Genomic DNA, 22080 nt, shown 5'->3' on the forward strand with positions numbered 1-22080 from the left:
GCGGTTCGCCGTGCGTTGATCACCGCTGAGCCTCTCTGGTCACGTTGCTGTACTTGCCCGCGACGATCTGACCGATGTTGTTGATCGAGTCCTTCGTGGCACCGTCGGCGGAGCTGTTCGGATCGGTCATGTAGTTGGAGTGCGAGTCGAAGGAGAACGCCGGCCCGTCCGCGACATCGAACCGGTTGGCGCCGAACTGCGCACTGGCCGGGTCGGTACCGAAGTACAACTGGTGAGGATCCGCCTGATTGTAGAGCCAGTCGGCGCCGGGTACGAGTACGGGGGCAAGGAGGGGACCGGAGCGTGCAACCTGGCCGTCGAAGCTGACCTCGCCGCGCGAAGGCAGGTGGCTGACCGGGTCGTTCTCCGCGTCACCGACCCAAACGTGACCCGGATCGATGTTGAGCTGGGACGCCTTGTCCGCTCCGGTGCCGGGGCTGCCGACGAGGATGACGTCGTCCGCCCCGGTGCCGCCCGGCCGCTGCGCCGCCAGCCCCACCGTCGTGGAGCCGTAGCTGTGGCCCAGCGCCACGAGGTGTGCCGGCGGCCCGTCGTGGGTGGCACGCAACCCGCCGAGGAACTGGTCGTAGGAGGCCGCGCCCTTCTCGGCCCGGTCCGCGCTCATCACGTCCAGCGGCCTGGTGTCCCCGTCCAGCACCTTGTCCAGGCCCGGCGGCGGGTCGTAGCCGAGCCAGACCATCGAAGCGGTCGTCGCGGTCGGATCGGCTCTCATCGCGGCGGTCCAGACGTTGTGCGCGCGGTCGGCGTCCTTCCCTCCGACGCTGGAGAGTGTGGTGCCGAGCCCGGGAACGTAAGCGCTGACGTTCTGCGCGGTGTCCGGGTTGCCGTACGAGAGGATGGCGCGGCCCTGGCCCTCGTCACCGATACCGAGCAGCAGGGCCGGCGGCTGCTTGCCCGCGTTCTCGTTCAACTTGCCCTGGATCGCGAGGAAGCCGTCGAGCTTGGTCTTGTCATCGGCGGACAGGTTCGGCTTGTGCTCGTACTCGTTGGTCAGATTGGTCAGGTTGATCCGGTTGGCCTGGTCACGGACGTCCGACGGTATGCCGTCGCGGTTGCCGATCAGGTCAGGGTGGTTCGTGATCAGTTGCTGCTGCTCATCGGGCGTCAGGCCCTTCCACCAGGAGAGAACCTGGGTGGGTGTCGCGTCCTTGGACGGGAACCCGGCCGCCGTCAGGTCGGTCCCGGCCTGGGTGATCGTGGTCAGGTCCTTCTGAGCCTGTGTGGTGTCGAGGCCCGAGCCGGTACGGGCTCGCTGGGTCAGGTCGTCGAGCAGTTGGGCGATCCGCGCGTCGGCGGTCGTCGCCTCGTTGACGGCGTCGCTGATCCGGGTGGCTATGGCGCTGCCCTGCTGGGGCGCGTCATAGCCCGGGTCATGCCGTTCGGCTGCCGCCGGCGGGGGCCAGGAGACCGTCCCGTCATCCGACACGGTGAAGCCACCGCTCTGCGCGTCCGTCAAGGCTTGCTGCACCTTGGACTGGGCCAGTCGGAAACCGTCGGCTGCCTCTCGCAGCAGGGTGCCCATCGCCGTCATCTCGGTGTGGGCAGCGTCGAGTCGGGTGGTGGTGGTCTGTAGCGAGGCGTTCGCGGCTCCGGCGGCAGTGCCGATCCACCTGCTGTCGAAGAGGTGCTTGACCACTTGGGCGTTCAACTGGTCGACGTGGCCTTGGAAGTTACCGGCGAGCCTGTCGTAGGCGGTGGCTGCCGCGTCCAGCGGGGCGAGGTCGGCTTCTCGCAGTTCGGCGAGGCTGACCATCAGTTGCCTGCCACGGAAGAGCGGCCGGCGCCCGGAACGGGGAAGGCGGTGGCCGCAGTACCGTCGCCAGCACGATAGTTGGCCGCCGTTCTGCTCAACTTGTCACCCACACCGCTCACCTCGGAGCCAAGCGCGCCCAGGCAGTCCTCCCACGCGGCAGTGCAGCTGCTCAGGGAGTCGGCAGTGCGCCAGCCGAGCAGACCGCCGACGGCGGCGTCGGACGGCTGTTGAATGGTCTTCACCTCGGCGGCCACCGCTGCGCCGGTGTCGTGGGCGGTGTTCGCCGCCGCGTCCAGATCGTTCGGATCGACGGAGAAGGACGGCGCCGAGCCTGCTGCGCTCGGGCCACCTCCGCCCACACTCGCGTTTCCCATGTTTCCCCCCAGCGCTCGCGGCCCGTGGATCTCAGTCGTGACTCAGAGCATCAGCCGCTCATCATAACGTAAGATGACAATGCGATAAGTGACCGTTCGGCTCGTGCGCCTGGTCAACTGGGGCCTGAAGCAGCAGACATGATCGGCCGCCCGCAACCGCCCGCAACCGTCGAGGACCGCCCACCTGGTTGGTGAGCCGCCCATGTGGCGCCGTGGCGGCGTGGATCCCGCCGTTGGTCGGGCCCATGCCCGAAGCCCGTCCGGCATCCCCGGCACCTGGCAGAATGGGGATGTCGCGTACAGCCTTCGTGCGTACCCTGCGCGGTCGGTCGAGGACAGGGAACAGAGCCCGGATGCCCGCCCGTGAGCCCTTCCTGCGGGACGTCTCCGGCATCGTCGGCGCTGCTGGTCTCTGCGAGGGACTACTCCTCCAACCTGTCACACCTGCTGCGGATTCCCCTCACCCGTCGTGTCGAATGACAAGTCCGTACCGATAACGCGCCTCTGTACCAAGGCCCCTGCCGTTTCGACAGGGGTGCTCGCTAAGATGGTTATGGCGGATCCTGCTCGGCCTCTGGGCCAGGCGGGCAGGTGTCCGCAGTGCGGGTACGCGGGACTTCGTAGGTGATGACGTGTGACAGCACGGGGGTGAGAGCCGCCTGTGCACGGGGGAGGTGTATTGCCGTGGAGATGATGATTGCCGATGCCGGCGGTCCCGTCGCAAGCGTGGCGTATTACCAGGCGCAGGCGGCGAAGAACGCCAAAGCCCTGAGCGTCGAGGTCGAGACGCTGACCGTGTTCAAGGGGAAGGTCGACGCGATGCTGCAGACCTTGGACGGGTCCGAGGCGTCCCAACCAAAGATCTCTCAGCAGCAGTTGACGTCCGACCATCTCGGCACCGGCTTCGGCGAGTCGACCGCACTGCTGGGCGCCTACGACGTCGTCCACGCCAACCTGGTGACGCTGTCGCAGACGCTCGCCAACCAGATCGAGGCGATGAGCATCGCCATCGACATCTCGAGCAAGGGCTACCAGCACGTCGACGACTCGCAGCGGTTGGCGCTCTGGAAGATCCAGGCGCAGACCGACACGCAGTACAAGACCCCGATCGGCCCGAGCCGCTTGGTGGCGCCGGTGAGTACGGACGTGACCGCGACCGACACCTCGGCGGCCACCAACGCCACCCCGGCCTCGACCACCACGAGCACGAGCACGAGTACGAGCACCAGCGGGACCGGGACCGGCGTCGGATGAGCGCGCAGGGGTACGTAATCGACACGGGGAGCGGATGATGGCTCAGGAACCGGAGCCCGGCGTTTCGGGCTGCACCAACTTCGAAGCCATGAGCCACGAGCAGCTCCTGGCCATGGTGCAGAACGCCCAACCCACGGTGATGACCGGACGGGGCGCGGCGCTCACCGAGGCGTCTGGGACGCTGAAGTCGCTCAGCGACGAACTGCACACCCACGTAGGAAACCTGGACTGGACCGGGGACGCCGGGGACGCCTTCAAGGGCTGGGCCAACCAGGTCTCCGCATCGACCCTCCTGCTCAGCGAGTACGCGGCCACGGCGGGGAGCAACATCTCGGCCGCCGGGAACACCCTGGCCGGGGTCAAGGGGAGCGGGGGGATCCCGCCGCTGCCGACCACCGACATCCAGACGGTCAACAAGCGGAACTCGCAGCCCAACAACTTCATGCCGGACAGCACCCAGCTCAGCAACCCCCACTGGGTCACGTCCCTTCAGGCGTCGGCCGCGCAGACGCGCATCGACAACGCCCACCAGGAGGCCATCCACCAGATGACCATCCTGGGGCAGTCGTACGACCAGTCGACGACGTTGATCAACGCGGCGACGCCACCGCTGTTCCCGCCGACGCCGGTTTCGGTGATGGGGCCTCCGCCGCAGAGCGTTGCCAGCGACGAGAACGTCTCGTTCGGAGGCACGGGATCCGGCGGATCCTCAAGCCGCACTGGCTCCGGGGGCAGCAGCAGCAAGGTGACACCGGGCGCTCCTGGCAAGACGGGCGTGCCTCCCGGTACCCCGCCTCCCAACCGAGTCAACCCCGTCACCCCGGAGCCGGTGCCGGTCCGCCCGGTTGGCCCTCACCCGTCCCCCGGTCCGGTTGAACCGAACCCGGTTGTTCCGACGCCGGTCACACCGACCGCGCCGGGGTCCGCGCCGCCTAGCACTGGGATCGACAGCGGCCCGTCGGCTCCGACGCTTCCCCCGCAGACCGGATCGACCGGCGGTGTTCCCACGACCGGTGCCCCCGGTGGCGGTGGGATCGGCGGCCCTGGCGGCTACGCGGGCGGCGGATACGTCGGTGCTGGTGGTGGACTTGCGGGTGGCGGCTTCGCGGGTGGCGGAACCGTCGGCGGCAAGGGCGCGTACGGGTCCGTCAACTACACGGGAAGCGGCGCTTCCGGGCGTCCGATCGGTGGCACGCTGGCCGGAGACGACGGTATCTCCGGTGGCCTTGGTCGTCCCAGCGCCACGTCCGGACGCAGCCAGCTCGGCGCCAACGCTTTTGGTGCCGACGAGGCCGCCGGTGGCGGCGCAGGCGCAGGCGGTGCCAGTGGCGGCATGGGCGCCGGGGGGATGGGCGGACACGCAGGCGGTGGTGCGGGCGGCTTCGGTGGACGGGGTGCGAGCAGCGGTGGTCGCGGTCGTGGCCTGACGTCCACTGCGGGCGGCGAGGTCGGAGGAAGCCGGAGTCCCGAAGCGGGCGGTGAGTTCACTCCCGGCGGTACTGGTCTGCGGGCTCGGGCCGGTGCTGAAGCCGAGGGTGGCGCGGAGGGTGCCGCGGGCCAGCAGGGCTTCATGCCCGGCGGGAGCCACGGTACGAGTAAGAAGAGCAAGGACCGGCGGAACCGCGCGGCCTACCTCGTCGAGGACGAGGAGACATGGACGGGTGGAACCCCGGAGAGCAATCCGAACGTGATTGAGTAAGGACCAGATCAGCTGCCCGGCCACTGAGTCAGTCTCAGTGGCCGGGCAGATCTGTCCGAGCCGACACGGTGTTCGGGCAGCCACGGCGATGAGGAGTGCGTGATGCGGCGAGCTGGTGTGGCCGTCCAGGTGCGGCGTTCTGCTGCGCTGCTGGCTATGACTGCTGTGATGGCGGGCGGACTCGCTCAGACGGCTGAAGCTGCGGACGCACCTCGGGATGCCGAGTGGCACCTCGACGCGCTTCATATGCCCGAGGTCTGGCAGACGAGCACTGGTGCCGGAATCACCGTTGCGATCATCGACAGTGGGGTCAAAACCGATCTTCCTGATCTGGTCGGTCAAGTACTTCCCGGGAAGGACTTCAGCGGTCTTCCGGGAGGAGTTGACGTAGACCCCGAGGGCCATGGCACCTCCATGGCCGGAATTATCGCGGGCTCCGGCAAGAGCTTCGACGGCAAAGGTGACTACGGGCTGGCTCCCGGGGCAAAAGTGCTGCCCATCAAGATCAATACAAATTCTGATGCCAGTACGGCTATCGGGCCCGCTGCCTCACTCAAGCAGATTGACGAGGCCATCACGTTTGCGGCAGACCAAAACGCTCAGGTTATCAGCATCTCTCAGGCGATCCGTTCTGTCGACATCGGACAGGCCGACATTTCGGCATTGCAGACTGCTGTCAATTATGCGATCGGCAAGGGGAGCCTGATCGTTGCCGGTGCAGGAAACAGCGGCCAGGAAGGGAATCCGGTCATGTACCCGGCTGCCGCTGCCGGAGTGGCTGCAATTGCTGGCTTCGACCACACCGGAGTGGTCACTCCGGAGTCGGAGTCAGGCCCTCAGATTGCTCTGACTGCGCCAGGGCTGGATATCTACAGTGTTTGCACGGGTCCGACGGGTTACTGCAAGGGCCACGGAACCTCCGACGCCACCGCGCTCACCGCTGCGGCAGCTGCGATCGTCTGGTCGGTTCACCCGACGTGGACCGGGAACCAGGTCCTGCGCGTGCTGATCAACACGGCCAACAAGCCCAATGACGGCAGCAATCGCAACAACCACGTCGGCTTCGGTTCGATCAGCCCCCGCACCGCGCTCAACAAGCCAGGCGACCCCGGCCCCGCCGATGTGAACCCGCTCGTCGCCGCAGGCATCGGTATCGCCCCGTTGGGTGCTCCCTCGGGGGCCGCGAGCGCGGCGCCTTCGTCGGCGCCGGCTACTGCGCCGACGACGGCCAACGGCGGTAGCGGCGCGAGCAGCGCGCCCGTGCCGGCGAAGTCCGCAGGTGCGTCCTCGGGTTCCAGCAGCCTGCCGCTTGTCGCCGGTGGGGTGGTCGCGGCGCTGGTTCTCGTCGGCGGTGTGTTCTTCTTCCTCCGCAAGCGCCGCTCCCAGGAGCCGGCTGTGGCCGGTGTGCCGGGGCAGCCGCAGTCGCCGTACGGGCAGCCGCCGTTCGAGCAGTCGTCCTACGGCCAGTCCCCGTACGCGCAGCAGGCGCCGGGCGGGTATCAGCCGCCGGCCGGGTACGGCAGCACGCCTCCGCCGCCCTCGTACGGGCCGGGTCCTGTCGGTGGTGGGGGCCAGAATCAGCAGGGGCCGCCGTCGGTGCCGCCGGTGAATCCGTACAAGTCGTAGGGCCCGGGGGGACTGGGCCGAGAAGAGAGCAGGGGGACTCGTGCCGATTCCGGACGCGGGCGGTGGCTTCCAGGTGAACCCGGACGAGTTGGAGGGTGCGGGGCAGAGCGCCCAGGGGTTAGCCGAGCAGATTCCGGGTGAGACCAAGAACGTTCTTGCGCCGAGCGATCAGGCGTCCAGCGGCTTGGCCGGCTGGACCACCGGCGCCGCGCTGCACGACTGCACGTACGACTGGCAGAAGCTGCTCGACGGGCTCGCCGGTGACATGGACGGCTACGGCGCGAAGCTGATCCAGATGGCGCAGGGGTATCAGCAGAGCGACCAGGGGGCTGCGGCCGATCTGCGGTCCGTGCAGACGTCGAGCAGGTCGGCGGCGTACCAGTCGCCAGCCGGGTCCGCCGGGTCCGCCGATCCGTTCGGGACGATGCTCGCCGGTGAGCCGCGCGGACCGGTGGTGTGAGGGTGGACATCGCGACCCTGAGGAACGCCGACACCATCGGCCTGACGAGCGCCCAGACCGCGTACGACCAGCTGACCACGGCGTTCGCCCAGCACGTCGGCGACTGGCGGAGCAAGGTGACGGACCGCCTGCACGATTCGCAGTGGACCGGCAGCACGGCCGTCCAGGTGCGGGCCGATCTCGCGGCCTTCACCAGCAAGATGCAGGCCGCTCACGACGAACTGAGCCTGGTCGGCGGGACCCTGGGCGACGCGGCCAAGTCGTTCGCGCTGGCCCAGGCGCAGTTGGTGCAGGCGCTGGACGACGCCAGGACCGCGAACATCACCGTCAAGCCGGACGGCAGCATGACCTGGGACAACGATCCGACCTCCGCGACCTACGCGGGCGCCTCGGCCACCGCCAGGGCGACCGACATCGGCGCCAGGATCACCGCCGCCCTCACCGAGGCGGACCAGGCCGACCAGTTGATCTCCGCGCGGCTGAAGCACTTCACCGACAACGCCACCAACGGCACCGGCCTCGACAGCGCGACCGCGGGCGCCGACCAGCGGACCGAGGCGGGCCGCGAGAACATCCCCGCGCAGGGATCCACGCCGGCGCAGGTCAAGGCCTGGTGGGCCGGGCTCACTCCGGCCGAGCAGCAGGACCTGATCAACAACCACCCGGACCAGGTGGGAAACCTGGACGGGGTCCCCTCGGTGGCCCGCGACCAGGCCAACCGGCTGGGTCTGAGCCGGATCCTGACCGACCTCCAGGGGCAGCTCGCCGCGCTCGGCCCGGAGCCGCCGCGATTCGACGGGGTGGTCAGCGGCGGGTTCCCGGTGGAGACCATGGAGCACATGGAGTGGCAGAAGAAGCACGACGCGCTGCAGTCGCAGCTCGACGGCTTCGACAGCATCCAGGACCGGCTCGACATGGACGACAAGCAGCAGGCTGCCGATCCCAGTCGCCATCCCAGGGACTACCTGCTCGGCATCGGGACCCAGGGCCAGGGGCGGGCGATCCTCTCCTTCGGCAACCCGGACACGGCGACGAACGTGAGCACCTATGTGCCCGGTATGACCACCAAGCTGAGCTCACTCGGCATGGATTCGATTAACGATCCCGGTGCGAACGAGGCCACCAATGCGCTGAATGTCTACAACGCCGCGAAGAAGGCGGAGGCTGGAAATGGCTCGACCGCCTCAGTCGTCTGGCTCGGCTACGACGCGCCTCCCATGACGCCTTCCGTCGCCTCGACGGCGCGGGGCCAGGCGGGCGCTCCGGCCTACGCGAACTTCCTGACGGGTCTGCGGGCCACCAACACGGGCGCGCAGCCGCAGCACATCACCTCCATCGGCCACAGCTACGGCTCGTACCTGGTCGGCCAGGCGACCATGCTGTCGACCCATCAGCCCGGCACGTACACCCCGCCCGACGACGTGGTCCTGATCGGCAGTCCCGGCACCGGGGCCAACACTGCCGCTGACCTCGGACTTCCCGGCCATATCTGGGTCGGCGAGGCGATGGTCGACCCGGTCACCTACACACCGTCTCAGCTGTCCCCCAGCCCGAATCAGAGGTGGTTCGGAGAGGACCCGGCCAGTAGCGCCTTCGGCGCGCACCGGTTCTCCGTGGCGGACGGGAGTCCCGTGCACTGGCTCCGCACGCACACCGAGTATCTGACGCCCCAGAACGGCGGGCCGTCGCTGGCCAATATCGCCAACATCGTCGTCGGTCGTCCCGACCAGGTGCAGCCGGAGGCGGACCGGTGGTGAGTCGGGAGTCCGGGACGGGAACCTCGCGCGGTCGGGCCCTTCTGGTGTTCGGCACGGTCCTCGCGCTGCTGGTACTGGCCGGCTGGTGGTTCCTGGGGGACCACAAGCCAGGAATCGCGCCCGAGAGAGCGCGGCAGGAACTCGATGCCGCCGCTGACGGCACCCTCGGCTCGCTCAGACCGGCGATCGTCCCAGCGTTTTTCGGGTACGGATCCGAGCCCGATTACAGCAACTTCCATATCAACTACACACCCACCGGCCGCGCTACGTTCACGCGCGATCAAGGGGTCCTGACGCCCATCGCACAGGGGAAACTTGAGAGCTTCCGGGGAACAGTCAGGGACTACTGGAGGAAGAACGGCTATTCCGCCGTCCATGAGACATTCCTCGATGCCCCTGCCGGTCGGACACGGGAATGGACGACAACTGCTCCCGGTGGCGTTTCGGTCAGGCTTGACATTGCCGAATTCAGTCCGTTTCAAATCGATATGCTGGTCGCCGTCAGCGAAGTGGAGTACGGCGCTTCAGGGGATCCGTTCGAACCGTTGAGTCCGTCAGCCCCTCCGGTCCTGAAGGGCCCAGAGCCGTCCATGTACAGCGGCCCCTGGCCGAATCCCGCGAACGCCGACCCCTACTGGTCGCACTGACGCCGCCGCCCGTCGCACTCCCCGGGGCGTGTACGAACTCTGTGCGCGCCCCCGTCACCCGGGTGGCGGTTCTCCGGGGGTGGGGGTGGGCGGCAGGGTCGGGGTATGGCGATTGACGTGGGGTCGGAGGGCGTGCGGCAGGCGGGGCTGGGGAGGGTGGCAGCCGCCGCCTTCGTCGGGACGGCGATCGAGTACTACGACTTCTTCCTGTACGGGATGGCGGCCGCGCTGGTCTTCGGGCGGGAGTTCTTCCCGGTGCTCGGCGCGGCCAGTGCGCTGCTGGCGGCACTGTCGGTGTACGCGGTGGCGTTCGTCGCCAGGCCGGTGGGGGCGGTGCTGTTCGGGCACTTCGGCGACCGGGTGGGGCGCAAGGCCGTGCTGGTGGTGTCGCTGCTGATGATGGGGCTGTCCACGGCGGCGGTGGGCCTGCTGCCGGGGTACGCGCACTGGGGGATCTGGTCCCCGGTCGCGCTGGTGGTGCTGCGGTTCTGCCAGGGGCTCGGGCTGGGTGGTGAGTGGGGTGGCGCCGCGCTGCTGCTGGCGGAGTACGCGCCGCCCGGGCGGCGCGGGAGGTACGCGGGGTTCCTCCAGCTCGGGCCGAGTGCCGGGTCCGTGCTGGCGACCACGGTCTTCCTGGTGCTGTCCGCCGGCCTGCGTGAGAGTGCGTTCTCGTCCTGGGGGTGGCGGCTGCCGTTCCTGGGCTCGCTACTGCTGGTCGTGGTGGGTCTGTTCGTGCGGCTGCGGATCTCCGAGACGCCGGTGTTCGCGGTGTGCGCCGCCGAGGTGGAGGAGCGGCCGGCGGTGCCGGTGCTGGAGGTGCTGCGCGACCACTGGCGCCCGGTGCTGCTCGGTAGTGGCGCGCTCTCCTTCGGCTACGCGCTCTTCTATCTCAGCAACACCTACGCCCTCGCGTACACCACGGGGGAGTTGGGCGTGGATCGGACGCTGATGCTCTCGCTCCAGCTGCTCGCCGCGCCGTCCGGGGCGCTGGCCGTCTGGCTCTCGGCGGGCTGGTCGGACCGCTGGGGGCGGCGGCGTACGGTCCTGCTGGGCACGGTGCTGGCGGCGGGCTGGTCGCTGGCGGTGTTCCCGCTGCTGGAGAGCCTGCGCGCCTCGCTGATGCTGCTCGCGCTGCTCGGGTCGTCCGCGCTGCTGGGCGTGCTGCTCGGTCCGATGGGGGCGTTCCTGCCGGAGCTCTTCCCCACCCGGGTGCGGTACACCGGGGCTGCTCTGACCTACAACCTCGGGGGTGTGGTGGGCGGCGCCACCGCGCCGCTGCTGGCGACCAGGATCACCGAGACGTACGGCACGGCGACGCCGGTCGGCTGGTACCTGGCGGTGCTCGGGGTGGCCTCGGCGTCCTGCCTGTGCGCGCTGCCGGAGACCTGCGGGGCGGACCTGACGGTGGATCGGCCGGCCGGTGCCGGGCGCCGCGGCGCACCGGTGGTGAGCGGCGATCCCGCCACCTAGCAGGGGAGGCGCGGGCCGGGGCGGGGGGCGTGCGCCGCGCGGTGGACATCGATTTCCCAATCCGGCCGATGACCATGTAATGTCTTCCTCGTTCGGCCAGTTCGCCCCTATAGCTCAGTCGGTAGAGCGTCTCCATGGTAAGGAGAAGGTCTGCGGTTCGATTCCGCATGGGGGCTCCACTGGAAAAGACCCTCGCCATCACGGCGAGGGTCTTTTTTGTTGTGCCCCGGCGGGTCCCAGAGGTAGCGGGGCGGGGGACTGATGCGCTGTGATGGGGCGTCAATACTGCTGTGGTGCAGGGCTGGTACGCGGCGCGCGGTCCGCGGCGCGCGGCGAGGTGCCGCGCCGGGGTACGGGGGAGGACGCCGTGGGCGTGCGGCTCGTGGTGGTCGACGATCACCGGTTGCTGGCTGAGGCGCTGGCCGCCGCGCTGCAGGTGCGCGGCCATCGGGTGCTGGCGGTGGGCAGCCCGGCGGCTGCGGCGGCCGACCTGGTGGTGCAGCGGCGCCCGGAGGTCTGCCTGCTGGGCGTCGCCCGCCCCGGCGCCGCCGGGGTGTTCGCGCCGGTGCGCAGGCTGCGGCAGGAGCGTCCCGAGGTCGCCGTGGTGGTGCTGGGGCCGGTGGACGATCTGCGCGGGGTGGCGAACGCCTTCGCGGCGGGGGCGGCCGGCTACGTGCGCAGTGACGAGCGCATCGAGGTGGTGGACCGGGCGATCGGCCGTGCGCGGGCCGGGGAGGCGGCGGTCGCGGTGGAGGTCCTGCAGGCCGCCTTCGAGCGGTTGCTGCATCCGGTGCGTGAGCCCGACGACGAGGCGCTGCGCCTGCTCGGCGTGCTCACCCGCCGTGAGCTCCAGGTGCTGGCCCGGATCGCGGAGGGGCAGGACACCCAGGAGATCGCCGCCGGCATGGCGATAGCGCCCAGCACGGCCCGTACGCACGTGCAGCGGGTGCTGATGAAGCTGGGCGCGCGGACCAGGCTGGAGGCGGCCGCGGTGGCGGCCCGGACCGGCCTGCTGGCCCGGCTGGCCGGCGAGTAGCCGGAGGGGCGGGGGAGCGAGCGGGGGCAATCGGGCAGGCCCAGGGGGCCGCACGGGCCCGCGGGAGGCCGTCAAGGGCGGGTGCGCACACGCATCCGCCCTTTTTGCTGCCTATTTTCCTGCTCCTGAGCGTGCCAAACTGTTGACTGCTGGTGAGTAATGTTCGATTATGTCGGAAGCTGCCCCCGACGAACACCACGGCGGACGGCGGACGGTTCACCGGAGGCGGAGACTGTGCGGAAGACCACGACCAAGCTGGCGGACGGTCGCGAGCTGATCTACTACGACCGGGACGAGGCCGTCCCGCTGCGGGACGCGCCGGACCGGCGCCCGTTGGAGCCGGCCGCGAGCCTGGCCGAGATCCGCCGCGACCCGGTACTCGGTGACTGGGTCACCGTGGCGGCGCACCGGCAGGGCCGGATCTACCACCCCCCTGCGGACGAGTGCCCGCTCTGCCCCTCCCGGGACGGCAGGCTCAGCGAGATCCCGGCCGCCGACTACGACGTGGTGGTCTTCGAGAACCGCTTCCCGTCGCTGGCCACCGACGCGGCCGCCCATGTCCCGGGCCTGGACGAGCCGTTGCACCTGGGACGGCCGGGGGTGGGCCGCTGCGAGGTGGTCTGCTACACCTCCGAGCACGACGCCTCGTTCGCCGGCCTGACCGAGGCCAAGGCCCGCCTGGTGCTGGACGCCTGGACGGATCGGACGGCCGAGCTCTCGGCCCTGCCGGACGTCCGGCAGGTCTTCTGCTTCGAGAACCGCGGCGTCGAGATCGGGGTGACGCTGGCCCACCCGCACGGCCAGATCTACGCCTTCCCGTTCGTCACCCCGCGCACCGCCAAGATGATCGAGCAGGCGGGACGGCACCGGGCCGAGACCGGGCGCAACCTCTTCGAGGACCTGCTGGCGGCCGAGCTGGCCGACCCCGTACGGGTGGTGGCGGCCGGTGAGTACTGGACGGCGTTCGTGCCGTACGCGGCCCGCTGGCCCTACGAGGTGCACCTCTACCCGAACCGCCGGGTGGCCGACCTGACCGCCCTCACCGAGGCCGAGCGCGCCGAGTTCCCCGGGCTCTACCTCGACCTGCTGGGCCGCTTCGACCGGCTGTTCGGCGAGCAGGCCCCGCCGACCCCGTACATCGCGGCCTGGCACCAGGCTCCCCGGCCGGACGGGGAGGAGCTGGCACTGCATCTGGAGCTGTTCTCGATCCGTCGTACCGTAGGCAAGCTGAAGTTCCTGGCCGGGGTCGAATCCGGCATGGACGCGTTCGTCAACGATGTGTCGCCCGAAGCGGCGGCGCAGCGCCTGCGGGAGGTTGCACCATGAGCAAGTACCTGGTCACCGGCGGTGCCGGTTACGTCGGCAGTGTCGTCGCCGCGCACCTGTTGGAGGCGGGACACCAGGTCACCGTGCTGGACGACCTCTGCACGGGCTTCCGGGAGGGCGTCCCGGCGGGTGCCGAGTTCGTCCGCGGCCGGATCCAGGACGCCGCCGACGTGCTGGACGCGTCCTTCGACGGCGTGCTGCACTTCGCGGCCTCCTCGCAGGTCGGCGAGTCGGTCGCCGACCCGGAGAAGTACTGGCGCAACAACGTGGCCGGCTCGCTGGAGCTGATCAGCGCGATGCGCAAGGCCGGCGTGCGCAAGCTGGTCTTCTCCTCCACCGCCGCCGTCTACGGCGAGCCGGAGTCGGTGCCGATCGCCGAGACCGCGCGCACCTCCCCGACCAACACCTACGGCGCCACCAAGCTGGCCGTCGACCACCTGATCACCAGCGAGGCGATCGCGCACGGCCTGGCCGCAGTCAGCCTGCGCTACTTCAACGTGGCCGGCGCGTACGGCGCCTACGGCGAGCGGCACGACCCCGAGTCGCACCTGATCCCGCTGGTCTTCCAGGCCGCGCTCGGGCAGCGCCCGCACATCTCGGTCTTCGGGGACGACTACCCGACCCCCGACGGCACCTGCATCCGCGACTACATCCACGTCGCCGACCTCGCCGAGGCCCACCTGCTGGCGCTGGACGCGGCGACGTCCGGCGAGCACCTGATCTGCAACCTGGGCAACGGCAGCGGCTTCTCGGTCCGCGAGGTGATCGAGTCGGTCAAGCGGGTGACCGGCCGGGAGATCCCGGTGGTCACCGCCGAGCGCCGTCCGGGCGACCCGGCGGTGCTGGTCGCCTCCGCGGAGCGCGCCCACCAGGCGCTGGGCTGGACGCCCAAGCGCCCCGAACTGGACGCCATCGTGGCGGACGCCTGGGCGTTCGCCACCAGGGCGAAGTAGCCGACGGCCGGGCCGAGTACGGCCCGGCGACTTTGAAGAGGGCCACGTGACAACGGAGTTCGAGCAGGTCTTCGGCGCCGCCCCCACCGGGGTGTGGGCGGCGCCGGGTCGGGTCAACCTGATCGGTGAACACACCGACTACAACGACGGGTTCGTCCTGCCGATCGCCCTTGCGCAGGTGGTGCTGGCCAGCGCCCGGCGCCGCGAGGACGGTCGGCTGCGGCTGTACAGCGCGCAGGGCGACGGGCGGGTCACCGATCTCGTGGTGGCCGACCTCAAGCCCGGCGCGGTGGCCGGCTGGGCGGCGTATCCGGCCGGCGCGGTCTGGGCATTGAACGACTGGGCGTTGAACGAGTCGGGCCACCAAGTGGGCGGCGCCGACCTGTACTTCGACAGCGACGTGCCGAGCGGCGGCGGGCTCTCGTCCTCCGCCGCGCTGGAGTGCTCGGTCATCGCGGCCTACCGCGACCTGTACGAACTCCCGCTGGACCAGCAGCAGTCGGCGCTGATCGCGCAGCGGGCCGAGAACGACTTCGTCGGCGTCCCGTGCGGTGTGATGGACCAGATGGCCTCGGCCTGCTGCACCGAGGGCGCGGCGCTGTTCCTGGACACCCGGGACCTGGCGCAGCGCCAGGTCCCGTTCGACCTGGCGGCGCAGGGGCTGCGGCTGCTGGTGATCGACACCCGGGTCAAGCACGACCTCGGGGACGGCGCCTACGCCGCGCTGCGGGCCGGCTGCGAACGGGCCGCCGCCCTGCTCGACCTGCCCGCCCTGCGCGAGCTGACGGCCGACACCCTGCCCGCCGCGCTGGACCGGCTGCCGGCCGAACTCGGCCCGCTGGTCCGGCACGTGGTGAGCGAGAACGCCCGCGTGCTGCGGGCGGTGGCGCTGCTGGACGCGGGGGACTTCGCCGCGCTCGGCCCGGTGCTGACCGCCGGGCACGCCTCGCTGCGCGACGACTACGGCGTCTCCTGCCCAGAGACCGACCTCGCCGTCGCGGTGGCCGTCGAGGCGGGGGCGCTCGGGGCGCGGATGACCGGCGGCGGCTTCGGCGGCTCGATCATCGCCCTGGTCCCGCAGGAGCGGACCAGTGCGGTGGCGGCGGCGGTGGAGGGCGCCTTCGCGGCGGCCGGATACGTCGCGCCGCGCAGCTTCACCGCGCAGGCCTCCGCCGGATCGCGCCGGGTGGGTTGACGCCGAAACAGGCCGAATTAGGCAAAACCCCCGCCCTGCCACTTGCCCTACCCGTACCCTGAACCGGGTAGCGGTGGGGGCCGGTGCCGGAGCAGGGGGGACACCGCGATGGGACGGATCCGCGTCCTGGTGGTCGACGACCACCGCATCTTCGCCGAGGCGCTCGCCACGGCGCTCTCCGCCGAGCCGGAGATCGACGTCGGAGCGGCCGGGAGCGTGTCCGCCGCCGAGATCGCCCTGGAGCGCGCGCTCGCGGAGGGCCGCCCGTTCGACGTCCTGCTGGTCGACGCGGACCTCGGGGCCGGCGGCCCAGCCGTCGGTCCGGCGCGCAGGCCCCGTCCGGCGGCCGAAGCCGAAGCCGCGCCGTCCGTGCTGCGCCGCACCGCCGGAGTGGTTCCGGCGCCGCGTCGGTCCGGTAGCTTACTTGCGCCTCAACGGGCGCTCGCTCCGGCAGTGGTGACGAGTCATCAGGCCATTCCGGTGCAGGCGGGCAGGGCGTCGAAGTCGGCTGCCGAGCCGCGCGAGCCCGACGGCATCGCCCTGATCGGTCGCGCCTGCCACGCCTACCCGGGCCTGCGCGCGGTGGTGCTCGCGGCCGAGGACGATCCGCGCCGGGCCGTCCGCGCCCTCTACGCGGGCGCGGCGGGCTGGGTGGCCAAGGAGAGCTCGCTGACCCGGCTGCTGGCCGTGCTGCGCGGCGTGCTGCGCGGTGAGACCCATTTGCCACCGGCTCTTCTCACCGGCGTGGTGCGGGAGTTGACCACCGCACGGCGGGACCGGACGGAGAGCGAGCGGCTGATCGAGACGCTCACCCCGCGTGAGAAGCAGGTGCTGCGCTGCATGGTGGCCGGCCTCGGGCGGCAGGCCGTGGCCGAGCGGCTGTACCTGTCGCCGCACACCGTGCGGACCCACATGCAGAACGTCCTGGGGAAGCTGGGCGTGCACTCCACGCTGGCCGCCGTCGCGCTGGCCCGCCGAGCGGGCATCGGCCCGGCCGAGCCGCAGTCGCAGGAGCCGGCGGCCGACCAGAAAAACTAGCCCGGGATGTTGTCGAACGGTGCGACAAGCTGCCGCAGCAGCCCCGCGAGCTCGTTCTGCTGGCCGCCGGTGAGCTGGGAGAGCAGCTCCCGTTCGTGCGCGAGCAGGCCGGCCAGCGCCTGGTCGGCCCGTTCCTGGCCGGTCTCGGTGAGGCGGACCAGCACGCCGCGCCGGTCGTCCGGGTCGGGCAGTCGCTGGACCAGATCCTTGCCGGCCAGCCGGTCGATCCGGTTGGTCATCGTGCCGGAGGTGACCAGGGTCTGGGTGAGCAGCTGCCCGGGGGAGAGCTGATAGGGCTCGCCGGCCCGTCGAAGGGCCGTCAGGACGTCGAACTCCCAGGGCTCCAGACCGTGCTCGGCGAACGCGGCACGGCGGGCCCGGTCCAGGTGGCGGGCGAGCCGGCTGACCCGGCTGAGCACCTGGAGTGGTTGCACGTCGAGGTCGGGGCGCTCACGGCGCCATGCTGCGACCAGGCGGTCGACCTCGTCCTCCATGTCGATCAGTGTATCGGTGGTTCTGTCGATATGAAGCCTCTTGACATCGAGAAAACTCTCGGAGAACGAATGACCGAATGAACGAATGATCAGTTCTTTCGGTCGCCGACCAGCTTCGGGTGCCGTTCCATGCCCTCCAGGCCGTGCCAGGCCAGGTTCACCAGGTGCGCCGCCACCTCGGACTTCTGGGGCTTGCGCACCTCCAGCCACCACTGGCCGGTCAGGGCCACCATGCCGACCAGCATCTGCGAGTACATCGGGGCGAGGCGGGCGTCGAAGCCCCGGGCCTTGAACTCCAGGCCGAGGATGTCCTCGACCTGGGTGGCGATGTCGCTGATCAGCGAGGCGAAGGTGCCGGTGGCCTGGGCGACCGGCGAGTCCCGGACCAGGATCTTGAAGCCGTCGGTCGAGGTGTCGATGTAGTCCATCAGCGCGAAGGCGGCCTGCTCCAGCAGCTCCCGCGAGTGTCCGCCGGTGAGCGCCCCCGTCACCATGTCGAGCAGCAACTGCATCTCGCGGTCGACCACCACCGCGTAGAGCCCCTCCTTGCCGCCGAAGTGCTCGTACACCACCGGCTTGGAGACCCCGGCCCGCTCGGCGATCTCCTCCACCGAGGTGCCGTCGTAGCCCCGCTCGGCGAAGACCGAGCGCCCGATGTCCAGCAACTGCTCGCGGCGCTGCTTGCCGGTCATCCGGACCCGGCCGGTGCGTCCGCGGGCCGGTGCGGCGGGCGCACCGGAGCCGGCGGCGGAGCTCGGACCCGCCCCGGTAGGTGAGGGCGGGCGATGGCCGTCTGCGGTGTCTCCGTTGCTCCCGTTCACCCCTCCATCATGCTGTAGTCGCCGGGTCATGCGGTGCGGCGGGCGTCGATGCGCTCGGCGTCGGGCCAGCGGACGTCCCGCGCCCACCCGGCCTGCTCGAACCAGCGGATCAGCCGGGCCGAGGAGTCCACCTGTCCGCGCAGCACGCCGTGCCGGGCCGAGGTCGGGTCCGCGTGGTGCAGGTTGTGCCAGGACTCGCCGCAGGAGAGCACCGCCAGCCACCACACGTTGCCCGAGCGGTCGCGGGACTTGAAGGGGCGCTCGCCCATCGCGTGGCAGATCGAGTTGATCGACCAGGTCACGTGGTGCAGCAGCGCGACCCGCACCAGCGAGCCCCAGAAGAAGGCGGTCAGCGCACCCTGCCAGGACATGCTGACCAACCCGCCGACCAGCGGCGGCAGCAGCATCGAGATCGTGGTCCAGAGCCAGAACAGCCGGGAGACGGCCCGGATGTCGGGGTCCTTGATCAGGTCGGGCGCGTAGATGTGCTGCGGCGTCTGCTCCTCGTCGAAGAGCCACCCCATGTGCGCCCACCACAGGCCCTTGAGCAGGGCGGGCAGCGTCTCGCCGTAGCGCCAGGGCGAGTGCGGGTCGCCCTCCTTGTCGGAGAACTTGTGGTGCTTGCGGTGGTCGGCCACCCAGCGCACCAGCGGGCCCTCGATGGCCAGGCTGCCGGCCACCGCCAGGGCGATCTTCAGGGCGCGGTTGGTCTTGAAGGAGCGGTGCGTGAAGAAGCGGTGGAAGCCGACGGTGATGCCGTGGCAGGCGGTGAAGTACATGACCGCCGCGATCGCCAGATCGGTCCAGCCGAGACCCCAGCCCCAGGCCACCGGGACGGCGGCGAGCAGGGCCAGGAACGGGACGGCGATGAAGAGGCCGAGGGCGATCCGCTCGGCGGGACCCTGCTTCTCCCCGCCGCGCGTGGCGGAGACCTGCGAGGCGGGTACGGAACCGGCGACGGACTCGGGGACAGGTGTGGCGTCGGGACGCGCTTCGCTGGCCTGCATGGTCATAAGGGTCCCTTGAGGGAGGAATCTGGACAGAGCGGACTGGCCTACGATTGCGTAACTTACGGCATCGTAGGTTCTGTGCAAGCCGAATGGGAAGTGCGGCGCGAAGGCGGCGAGCTGCCGCAGGGGTGGTAGAGGCCTCGCGCGGGGGCGCGGGAGTCAATACCCAGCCGGGGTGCGTCTCCGGTATGGTCTGAGCAGCTGTCCGCCGTGGGGTAATCGGCAGCCCGCAGGCCTTTGAAGCCTTGCAGTGTTGGTTCGAATCCAACCGGCGGAGCGTGTCACGTGGGGCCGGGGCCGTCAGAGCCCCGGCTTTCACCGCTCGGGTTCGGGTCGGCCGGATTCCCGGAGCGGCTTGGTGTCATCGCCCAGGTCCGTCGCGGTTATTCTCTGTGCTGGTCCGAGTGCGGCGTGTGGAGCCGCGCACCTGACCCTCCCCGCCTTTCGGCCATCCCACAAGGAGCCTCCCGAGTGAGTGTCAACTCCCCCGCCGCCGTCGTCGTGCTCGCCGCCGGTGAGGGCTCCCGGATGAAGTCGAAGGCGCTGCCCAAGGTGCTGCACCCGGTCTGCGGGCGGAGCCTGCTGGGCCATGTGGTGAGCGCCGCCGAGGAGCTGGCGCCGCGCCGCCTGGTGGTCGTGGTGGGCCACCAGCGGGAGCTGGTCGTGGAGCACCTGGCGGCGACGAACGCAGGCGTGCTGACCGCCGTGCAGCCGGAGCAGAACGGCACCGGGCACGCCGTGCGCTTCGCGCTGGAGGCACTGGCCGCCGACGGGACGGCGCTGGACGGCACGGTCATCGTCACCTCCGGCGACACCCCGCTGCTCACCGGCGCCACCCTGAGCGCGCTGGCCGAGCGGCACGCCGTCGAGGGCAACGGCGTCACCGTGCTGACCGCCGAGGTGCCGGACCCGACCGGGTACGGCCGGATCCTGCGCGACGCCGCGGGCGGCGCGGTCACCGCGATCGTCGAGCACAAGGACGCCACCGACGCCCAGCGCGCGATCACCGAGATCAACTCGGGCGTCTACGCCTTCGAGGGCAAGCTGCTGGCCGAGGCGCTGGGCCGGCTCGGTACCGACAACGCCCAGGGCGAGGAGTACCTCACCGACACCCTGGAGATCCTGCGCACCTCCGGCCACCGGGTCGGCGCCGTGGTGGCCGCGGACTACCGCGACATCCTGGGCATCAACGACCGGGTCCAGCTGGCCGAGGCCCGCCGGCTGCTGAACGCCCGCCTGGTGGAGCGCGCGATGCGCGCGGGCGTCACCGTGGTGGACCCGGCGACCACCTGGTTCGACGTCGAGGTCGGCTACCGGCCGGACGCGGTGGTGCTGCCGAACACCCAGCTGCACGGCGCCACCCAGCTGGGCGAGGGCTGCGAGGTGGGCCCGAACTGCACCCTCACCGACACCGTGGTGGGCGCCGGGGCGCATGTGACCAACACCACGGCGGACCGCGCGGAGATCGCCGAGGGCGCGACCGTGGGCCCGTACGCCTACCTGCGCGGCGGCGTGAAGGTCGGGGTCAAGGCGAAGGTCGGGACGTTCGTCGAGATCAAGAAGTCGCAGATCGGCGCCGGCGCCAAGGTGCCGCACCTGTCGTACATGGGTGACGCCGAGATCGGCGAGGGCGCGAACATCGGCGCGGCCACCGTCACCGCCAACTGGGACGGTGTGAACAAGAACCGCACGGTGATCGGGGCGCACGCCCGGATCGGCGTGGACAACATGCTGGTGGCACCGGTCACGGTGGGTGACGGCGCTTACACCGCCGGCGGCTCGGTGATCAGCCAGGACGTGCCCGCCGGCGCACTCGGCGTGAGCCGCGCGCCGCAGCGCAACATCGAGGGCTGGGTGGAGCGCAAGCGCCCCGGCACGGTGTCGGCGCAGGCCGCGGCCGATGCGCTCGGTGGGGCCCAGGAGGCCTGAGCCGACCGGCGGGGCACCCGAGCAGCGGTCCCGGGACGGACGCTTTCCGAGCGGGCGCGTAACCTGGTGTACATACGTGCGCCGTGGGGCTGTAGCCCGCGAGACGAGGCGTACCCCAATCCCCGTCGACCACCGGCCCGGGCGGCCTCGCTGCCCGGGTGCGGCGCGCCGGGTCCGTGCGGCAGCAACACGAGGAGACGGTGCAGTGAGCGGGATCACGACGTCGGGTGAGAAGAAACTGAAGCTCTTCTCCGGCCGTGCCCACCCCGAGCTGGCGAAGGAGGTTGCCGCGGCCCTGGGCACCGAACTCGTCCCGACCAAGGCGTACGACTTCGCCAACGGAGAGATCTACGTCCGCTTCCTGGACTCCGCCCGTGGTGCGGACTGCTTCGTGATGCAGAGCCACACGGCTCCCATCAATCAGTGGATCATGGAGCAGTTGATCATGATCGATGCTCTGAAGCGGGCCTCCGCCCGGAGCATCACCGCGATCCTGCCCTTCTACGGGTACGCCCGGCAGGACAAGAAGCACCTCGGCCGCGAGCCCATCTCGGCCCGCCTGGTCGCCGACCTGCTGGCCCAGGCCGGCGCCGACCGGATCATGGCCGTGGACCTGCACACCGCGCAGATCCAGGGCTTCTTCTCCGGCCCGGTGGACCACCTGTTCGCGCTGCCGATGCTCTGCGACTACGTCGGTGAGCGGGTCGACCGCGACAAGCTGACCATCGTCTCGCCGGACGCCGGCCGGGTGAAGGTCGCCGACCAGTGGTGCGACCGCCTGGACGCGCCGCTGGCGATCATCCACAAGCGCCGCGACACCAGCCAGGCCAACACCATCCTCTCCGCCGAGGTGGTCGGTGACGTCAAGGGCCGGGTCTGCGTCCTGGTCGACGACATGATCGACACGGCCGGCACGATCTGCGCCGCCGCCGACGCGCTCTTCGAGAACGGCGCCGCGGACGTCATCGTGGCCGCCACCCACGGTGTGCTCTCCGGCCCCGCCGCGGACCGGCTGAAGAACTCCCGGGTGAGCGAGTTCGTCTTCACCAACACCCTGCCGACCCCCGCCGAGCTGCAGCTCGACAAGGTCACCACGCTCTCCATCGCCCCGTCGATCGCCGCCGCGATCCGCGAGGTCTTCGAGGAGGGCTCGGTCACCAGCCTCTTCGAGGGCGTGCACTGATCGACTGACCCATCGTCAGATCGGCCCCGCTCCT

19 protein-coding genes and 2 tRNA genes are annotated in these 22080 nt (G+C 70.5%); 16 read left to right on the plus strand and 5 right to left on the minus strand.

Annotation, left to right across the window (positions count from 1 at the left end; genetic code table 11):
• Nucleotides 1-19: 19 nt before the first annotated feature.
• Together P3T37_RS28645 and P3T37_RS28650 are read right to left on the minus strand one after the other, a co-directional pair.
• Complete coding sequence (locus tag P3T37_RS28645) at nucleotides 20-1774, minus strand: alpha/beta hydrolase (protein ID WP_280726813.1); 1755 nt, start codon at nucleotides 1772-1774, stop codon at nucleotides 20-22.
• Nucleotides 1774-2148 carry a type VII secretion target gene (locus P3T37_RS28650; RefSeq protein ID WP_280726814.1) on the minus strand — a complete coding sequence of 125 codons (375 nt, stop codon included), beginning with the start codon at nucleotides 2146-2148 and terminating at the stop codon, nucleotides 1774-1776. The genes P3T37_RS28645 and P3T37_RS28650 overlap by 1 nt, the downstream gene beginning before the upstream one ends.
• Before the next feature lie 726 nt (nucleotides 2149-2874).
• Here P3T37_RS28650 and P3T37_RS28655 point away from each other — a divergent pair.
• The 13 genes from P3T37_RS28655 to P3T37_RS28715 all read left to right on the plus strand — a co-directional run bounded on the left by P3T37_RS28655 (nucleotide 2875) and on the right by P3T37_RS28715 (nucleotide 16609).
• The gene (locus P3T37_RS28655) at nucleotides 2875-3402 is read left to right on the plus strand and encodes a hypothetical protein (RefSeq protein ID WP_280726815.1); all 528 of its coding nucleotides are present in this window, start codon (nucleotides 2875-2877) and stop codon (nucleotides 3400-3402) included.
• Nucleotides 3403-3490: 88 nt separating this feature from the next.
• A complete protein-coding gene (locus P3T37_RS28660) occupies nucleotides 3491-5101 on the plus strand; it encodes a hypothetical protein (RefSeq protein ID WP_280726816.1) in 1611 nt (536 codons plus the stop codon).
• A gap of 156 nt (nucleotides 5102-5257) precedes the next feature.
• Complete coding sequence (locus P3T37_RS28665; RefSeq protein ID WP_280726817.1) at nucleotides 5258-6727, plus strand: S8 family serine peptidase; 1470 nt, start codon at nucleotides 5258-5260, stop codon at nucleotides 6725-6727.
• 40 nt (nucleotides 6728-6767) lie between these two features.
• Nucleotides 6768-7187 (plus strand): type VII secretion target, encoded by a 420-nt coding sequence (locus P3T37_RS28670; protein WP_280726818.1) that lies wholly within the window; start codon nucleotides 6768-6770, stop codon nucleotides 7185-7187.
• Between the two features lie 2 nt (nucleotides 7188-7189).
• Nucleotides 7190-8944, plus strand: a complete 1755-nt coding sequence (locus P3T37_RS28675) for an alpha/beta hydrolase (RefSeq protein WP_280726819.1) — start codon at nucleotides 7190-7192, stop codon at nucleotides 8942-8944.
• Nucleotides 8945-8988: 44 nt separating this feature from the next.
• Nucleotides 8989-9591, plus strand: coding sequence for a hypothetical protein (locus tag P3T37_RS28680; RefSeq protein ID WP_280726820.1), 603 nt, complete (start codon nucleotides 8989-8991; stop codon nucleotides 9589-9591).
• Between the two features lie 105 nt (nucleotides 9592-9696).
• On the plus strand, nucleotides 9697-11061 hold the full coding sequence (locus P3T37_RS28685) for an MFS transporter (protein ID WP_280726821.1): 1365 nt from the start codon (nucleotides 9697-9699) through the stop codon (nucleotides 11059-11061).
• Nucleotides 11062-11164: 103 nt separating this feature from the next.
• Nucleotides 11165-11240: transfer RNA gene (locus P3T37_RS28690), tRNA-Thr, on the plus strand.
• 188 nt (nucleotides 11241-11428) lie between these two features.
• Nucleotides 11429-12097 carry a response regulator transcription factor gene (locus P3T37_RS28695; RefSeq protein ID WP_280726822.1) on the plus strand — a complete coding sequence of 223 codons (669 nt, stop codon included), beginning with the start codon at nucleotides 11429-11431 and terminating at the stop codon, nucleotides 12095-12097.
• Between the two features lie 234 nt (nucleotides 12098-12331).
• Entirely contained in the window at nucleotides 12332-13423 is a 1092-nt protein-coding gene (gene galT, locus P3T37_RS28700) for a galactose-1-phosphate uridylyltransferase (RefSeq protein WP_280726823.1), read from the plus strand.
• A complete protein-coding gene (galE, locus tag P3T37_RS28705; protein WP_280726824.1) occupies nucleotides 13420-14376 on the plus strand; it encodes a UDP-glucose 4-epimerase GalE in 957 nt (318 codons plus the stop codon). Before galT ends, galE begins: the two co-directional genes overlap by 4 nt.
• 46 nt (nucleotides 14377-14422) lie before the next feature.
• Nucleotides 14423-15571 carry a galactokinase gene (gene galK, locus P3T37_RS28710; RefSeq protein WP_280726825.1) on the plus strand — a complete coding sequence of 383 codons (1149 nt, stop codon included), beginning with the start codon at nucleotides 14423-14425 and terminating at the stop codon, nucleotides 15569-15571.
• 108 nt (nucleotides 15572-15679) lie between these two features.
• Nucleotides 15680-16609: a response regulator transcription factor gene (locus tag P3T37_RS28715; RefSeq protein ID WP_280726826.1), complete on the plus strand. Its 930-nt coding sequence runs from the start codon at nucleotides 15680-15682 to the stop codon at nucleotides 16607-16609.
• Here the strand turns inward: P3T37_RS28715 and P3T37_RS28720 are convergent.
• The 3 genes from P3T37_RS28720 to P3T37_RS28730 form a co-directional block, all read right to left on the minus strand.
• The gene (locus tag P3T37_RS28720; RefSeq protein WP_280726827.1) at nucleotides 16606-17103 is read right to left on the minus strand and encodes a MarR family transcriptional regulator; all 498 of its coding nucleotides are present in this window, start codon (nucleotides 17101-17103) and stop codon (nucleotides 16606-16608) included. The genes P3T37_RS28715 and P3T37_RS28720 overlap by 4 nt on opposite strands.
• A gap of 89 nt (nucleotides 17104-17192) precedes the next feature.
• The gene (locus P3T37_RS28725; RefSeq protein WP_280726828.1) at nucleotides 17193-17924 is read right to left on the minus strand and encodes a TetR/AcrR family transcriptional regulator; all 732 of its coding nucleotides are present in this window, start codon (nucleotides 17922-17924) and stop codon (nucleotides 17193-17195) included.
• A gap of 26 nt (nucleotides 17925-17950) precedes the next feature.
• Nucleotides 17951-18937 (minus strand): fatty acid desaturase, encoded by a 987-nt coding sequence (locus P3T37_RS28730; RefSeq protein WP_280726829.1) that lies wholly within the window; start codon nucleotides 18935-18937, stop codon nucleotides 17951-17953.
• A 201-nt stretch (nucleotides 18938-19138) separates the two neighbouring features.
• Between P3T37_RS28730 and P3T37_RS28735 the strand changes: the two genes are divergently transcribed.
• The 3 genes from P3T37_RS28735 (at nucleotide 19139) to P3T37_RS28745 (ending at nucleotide 22046) form a co-directional block, all read left to right on the plus strand.
• Nucleotides 19139-19211, plus strand: a tRNA-Gln gene (locus tag P3T37_RS28735).
• A 194-nt stretch (nucleotides 19212-19405) separates the two neighbouring features.
• The gene (gene glmU, locus P3T37_RS28740; RefSeq protein WP_280726830.1) at nucleotides 19406-20863 is read left to right on the plus strand and encodes a bifunctional UDP-N-acetylglucosamine diphosphorylase/glucosamine-1-phosphate N-acetyltransferase GlmU; all 1458 of its coding nucleotides are present in this window, start codon (nucleotides 19406-19408) and stop codon (nucleotides 20861-20863) included.
• A gap of 205 nt (nucleotides 20864-21068) precedes the next feature.
• On the plus strand, nucleotides 21069-22046 hold the full coding sequence (locus P3T37_RS28745) for a ribose-phosphate diphosphokinase (protein ID WP_280726831.1): 978 nt from the start codon (nucleotides 21069-21071) through the stop codon (nucleotides 22044-22046).
• The last annotated feature ends 34 nt before the right edge of the window (nucleotides 22047-22080 follow it).

Origin of the sequence: Kitasatospora sp. MAA4, assembly GCF_029893355.1 — a bacterium.
Classification (GTDB): domain Bacteria; phylum Actinomycetota; class Actinomycetes; order Streptomycetales; family Streptomycetaceae; genus Kitasatospora.

Coding starts and splice junctions, on each gene's coding strand:
- P3T37_RS28645 (WP_280726813.1), bottom strand. CDS start 1,774: ATGGTCAGCCTCGCCGAACTGCGAGAAGCCGACCTCGCCCCGCTGGAC.
- P3T37_RS28650 (WP_280726814.1), bottom strand. CDS start 2,148: ATGGGAAACGCGAGTGTGGGCGGAGGTGGCCCGAGCGCAGCAGGCTCG.
- P3T37_RS28660 (WP_280726816.1), top strand. CDS start 3,491: ATGAGCCACGAGCAGCTCCTGGCCATGGTGCAGAACGCCCAACCCACG.
- P3T37_RS28665 (WP_280726817.1), top strand. CDS start 5,258: ATGACTGCTGTGATGGCGGGCGGACTCGCTCAGACGGCTGAAGCTGCG.
- P3T37_RS28685 (WP_280726821.1), top strand. CDS start 9,697: ATGGCGATTGACGTGGGGTCGGAGGGCGTGCGGCAGGCGGGGCTGGGG.
- galE (WP_280726824.1), top strand. CDS start 13,420: ATGAGCAAGTACCTGGTCACCGGCGGTGCCGGTTACGTCGGCAGTGTC.
- P3T37_RS28715 (WP_280726826.1), top strand. CDS start 15,680: ATGGGACGGATCCGCGTCCTGGTGGTCGACGACCACCGCATCTTCGCC.
- P3T37_RS28720 (WP_280726827.1), bottom strand. CDS start 17,103: ATGGAGGACGAGGTCGACCGCCTGGTCGCAGCATGGCGCCGTGAGCGC.
- P3T37_RS28730 (WP_280726829.1), bottom strand. CDS start 18,937: ATGACCATGCAGGCCAGCGAAGCGCGTCCCGACGCCACACCTGTCCCC.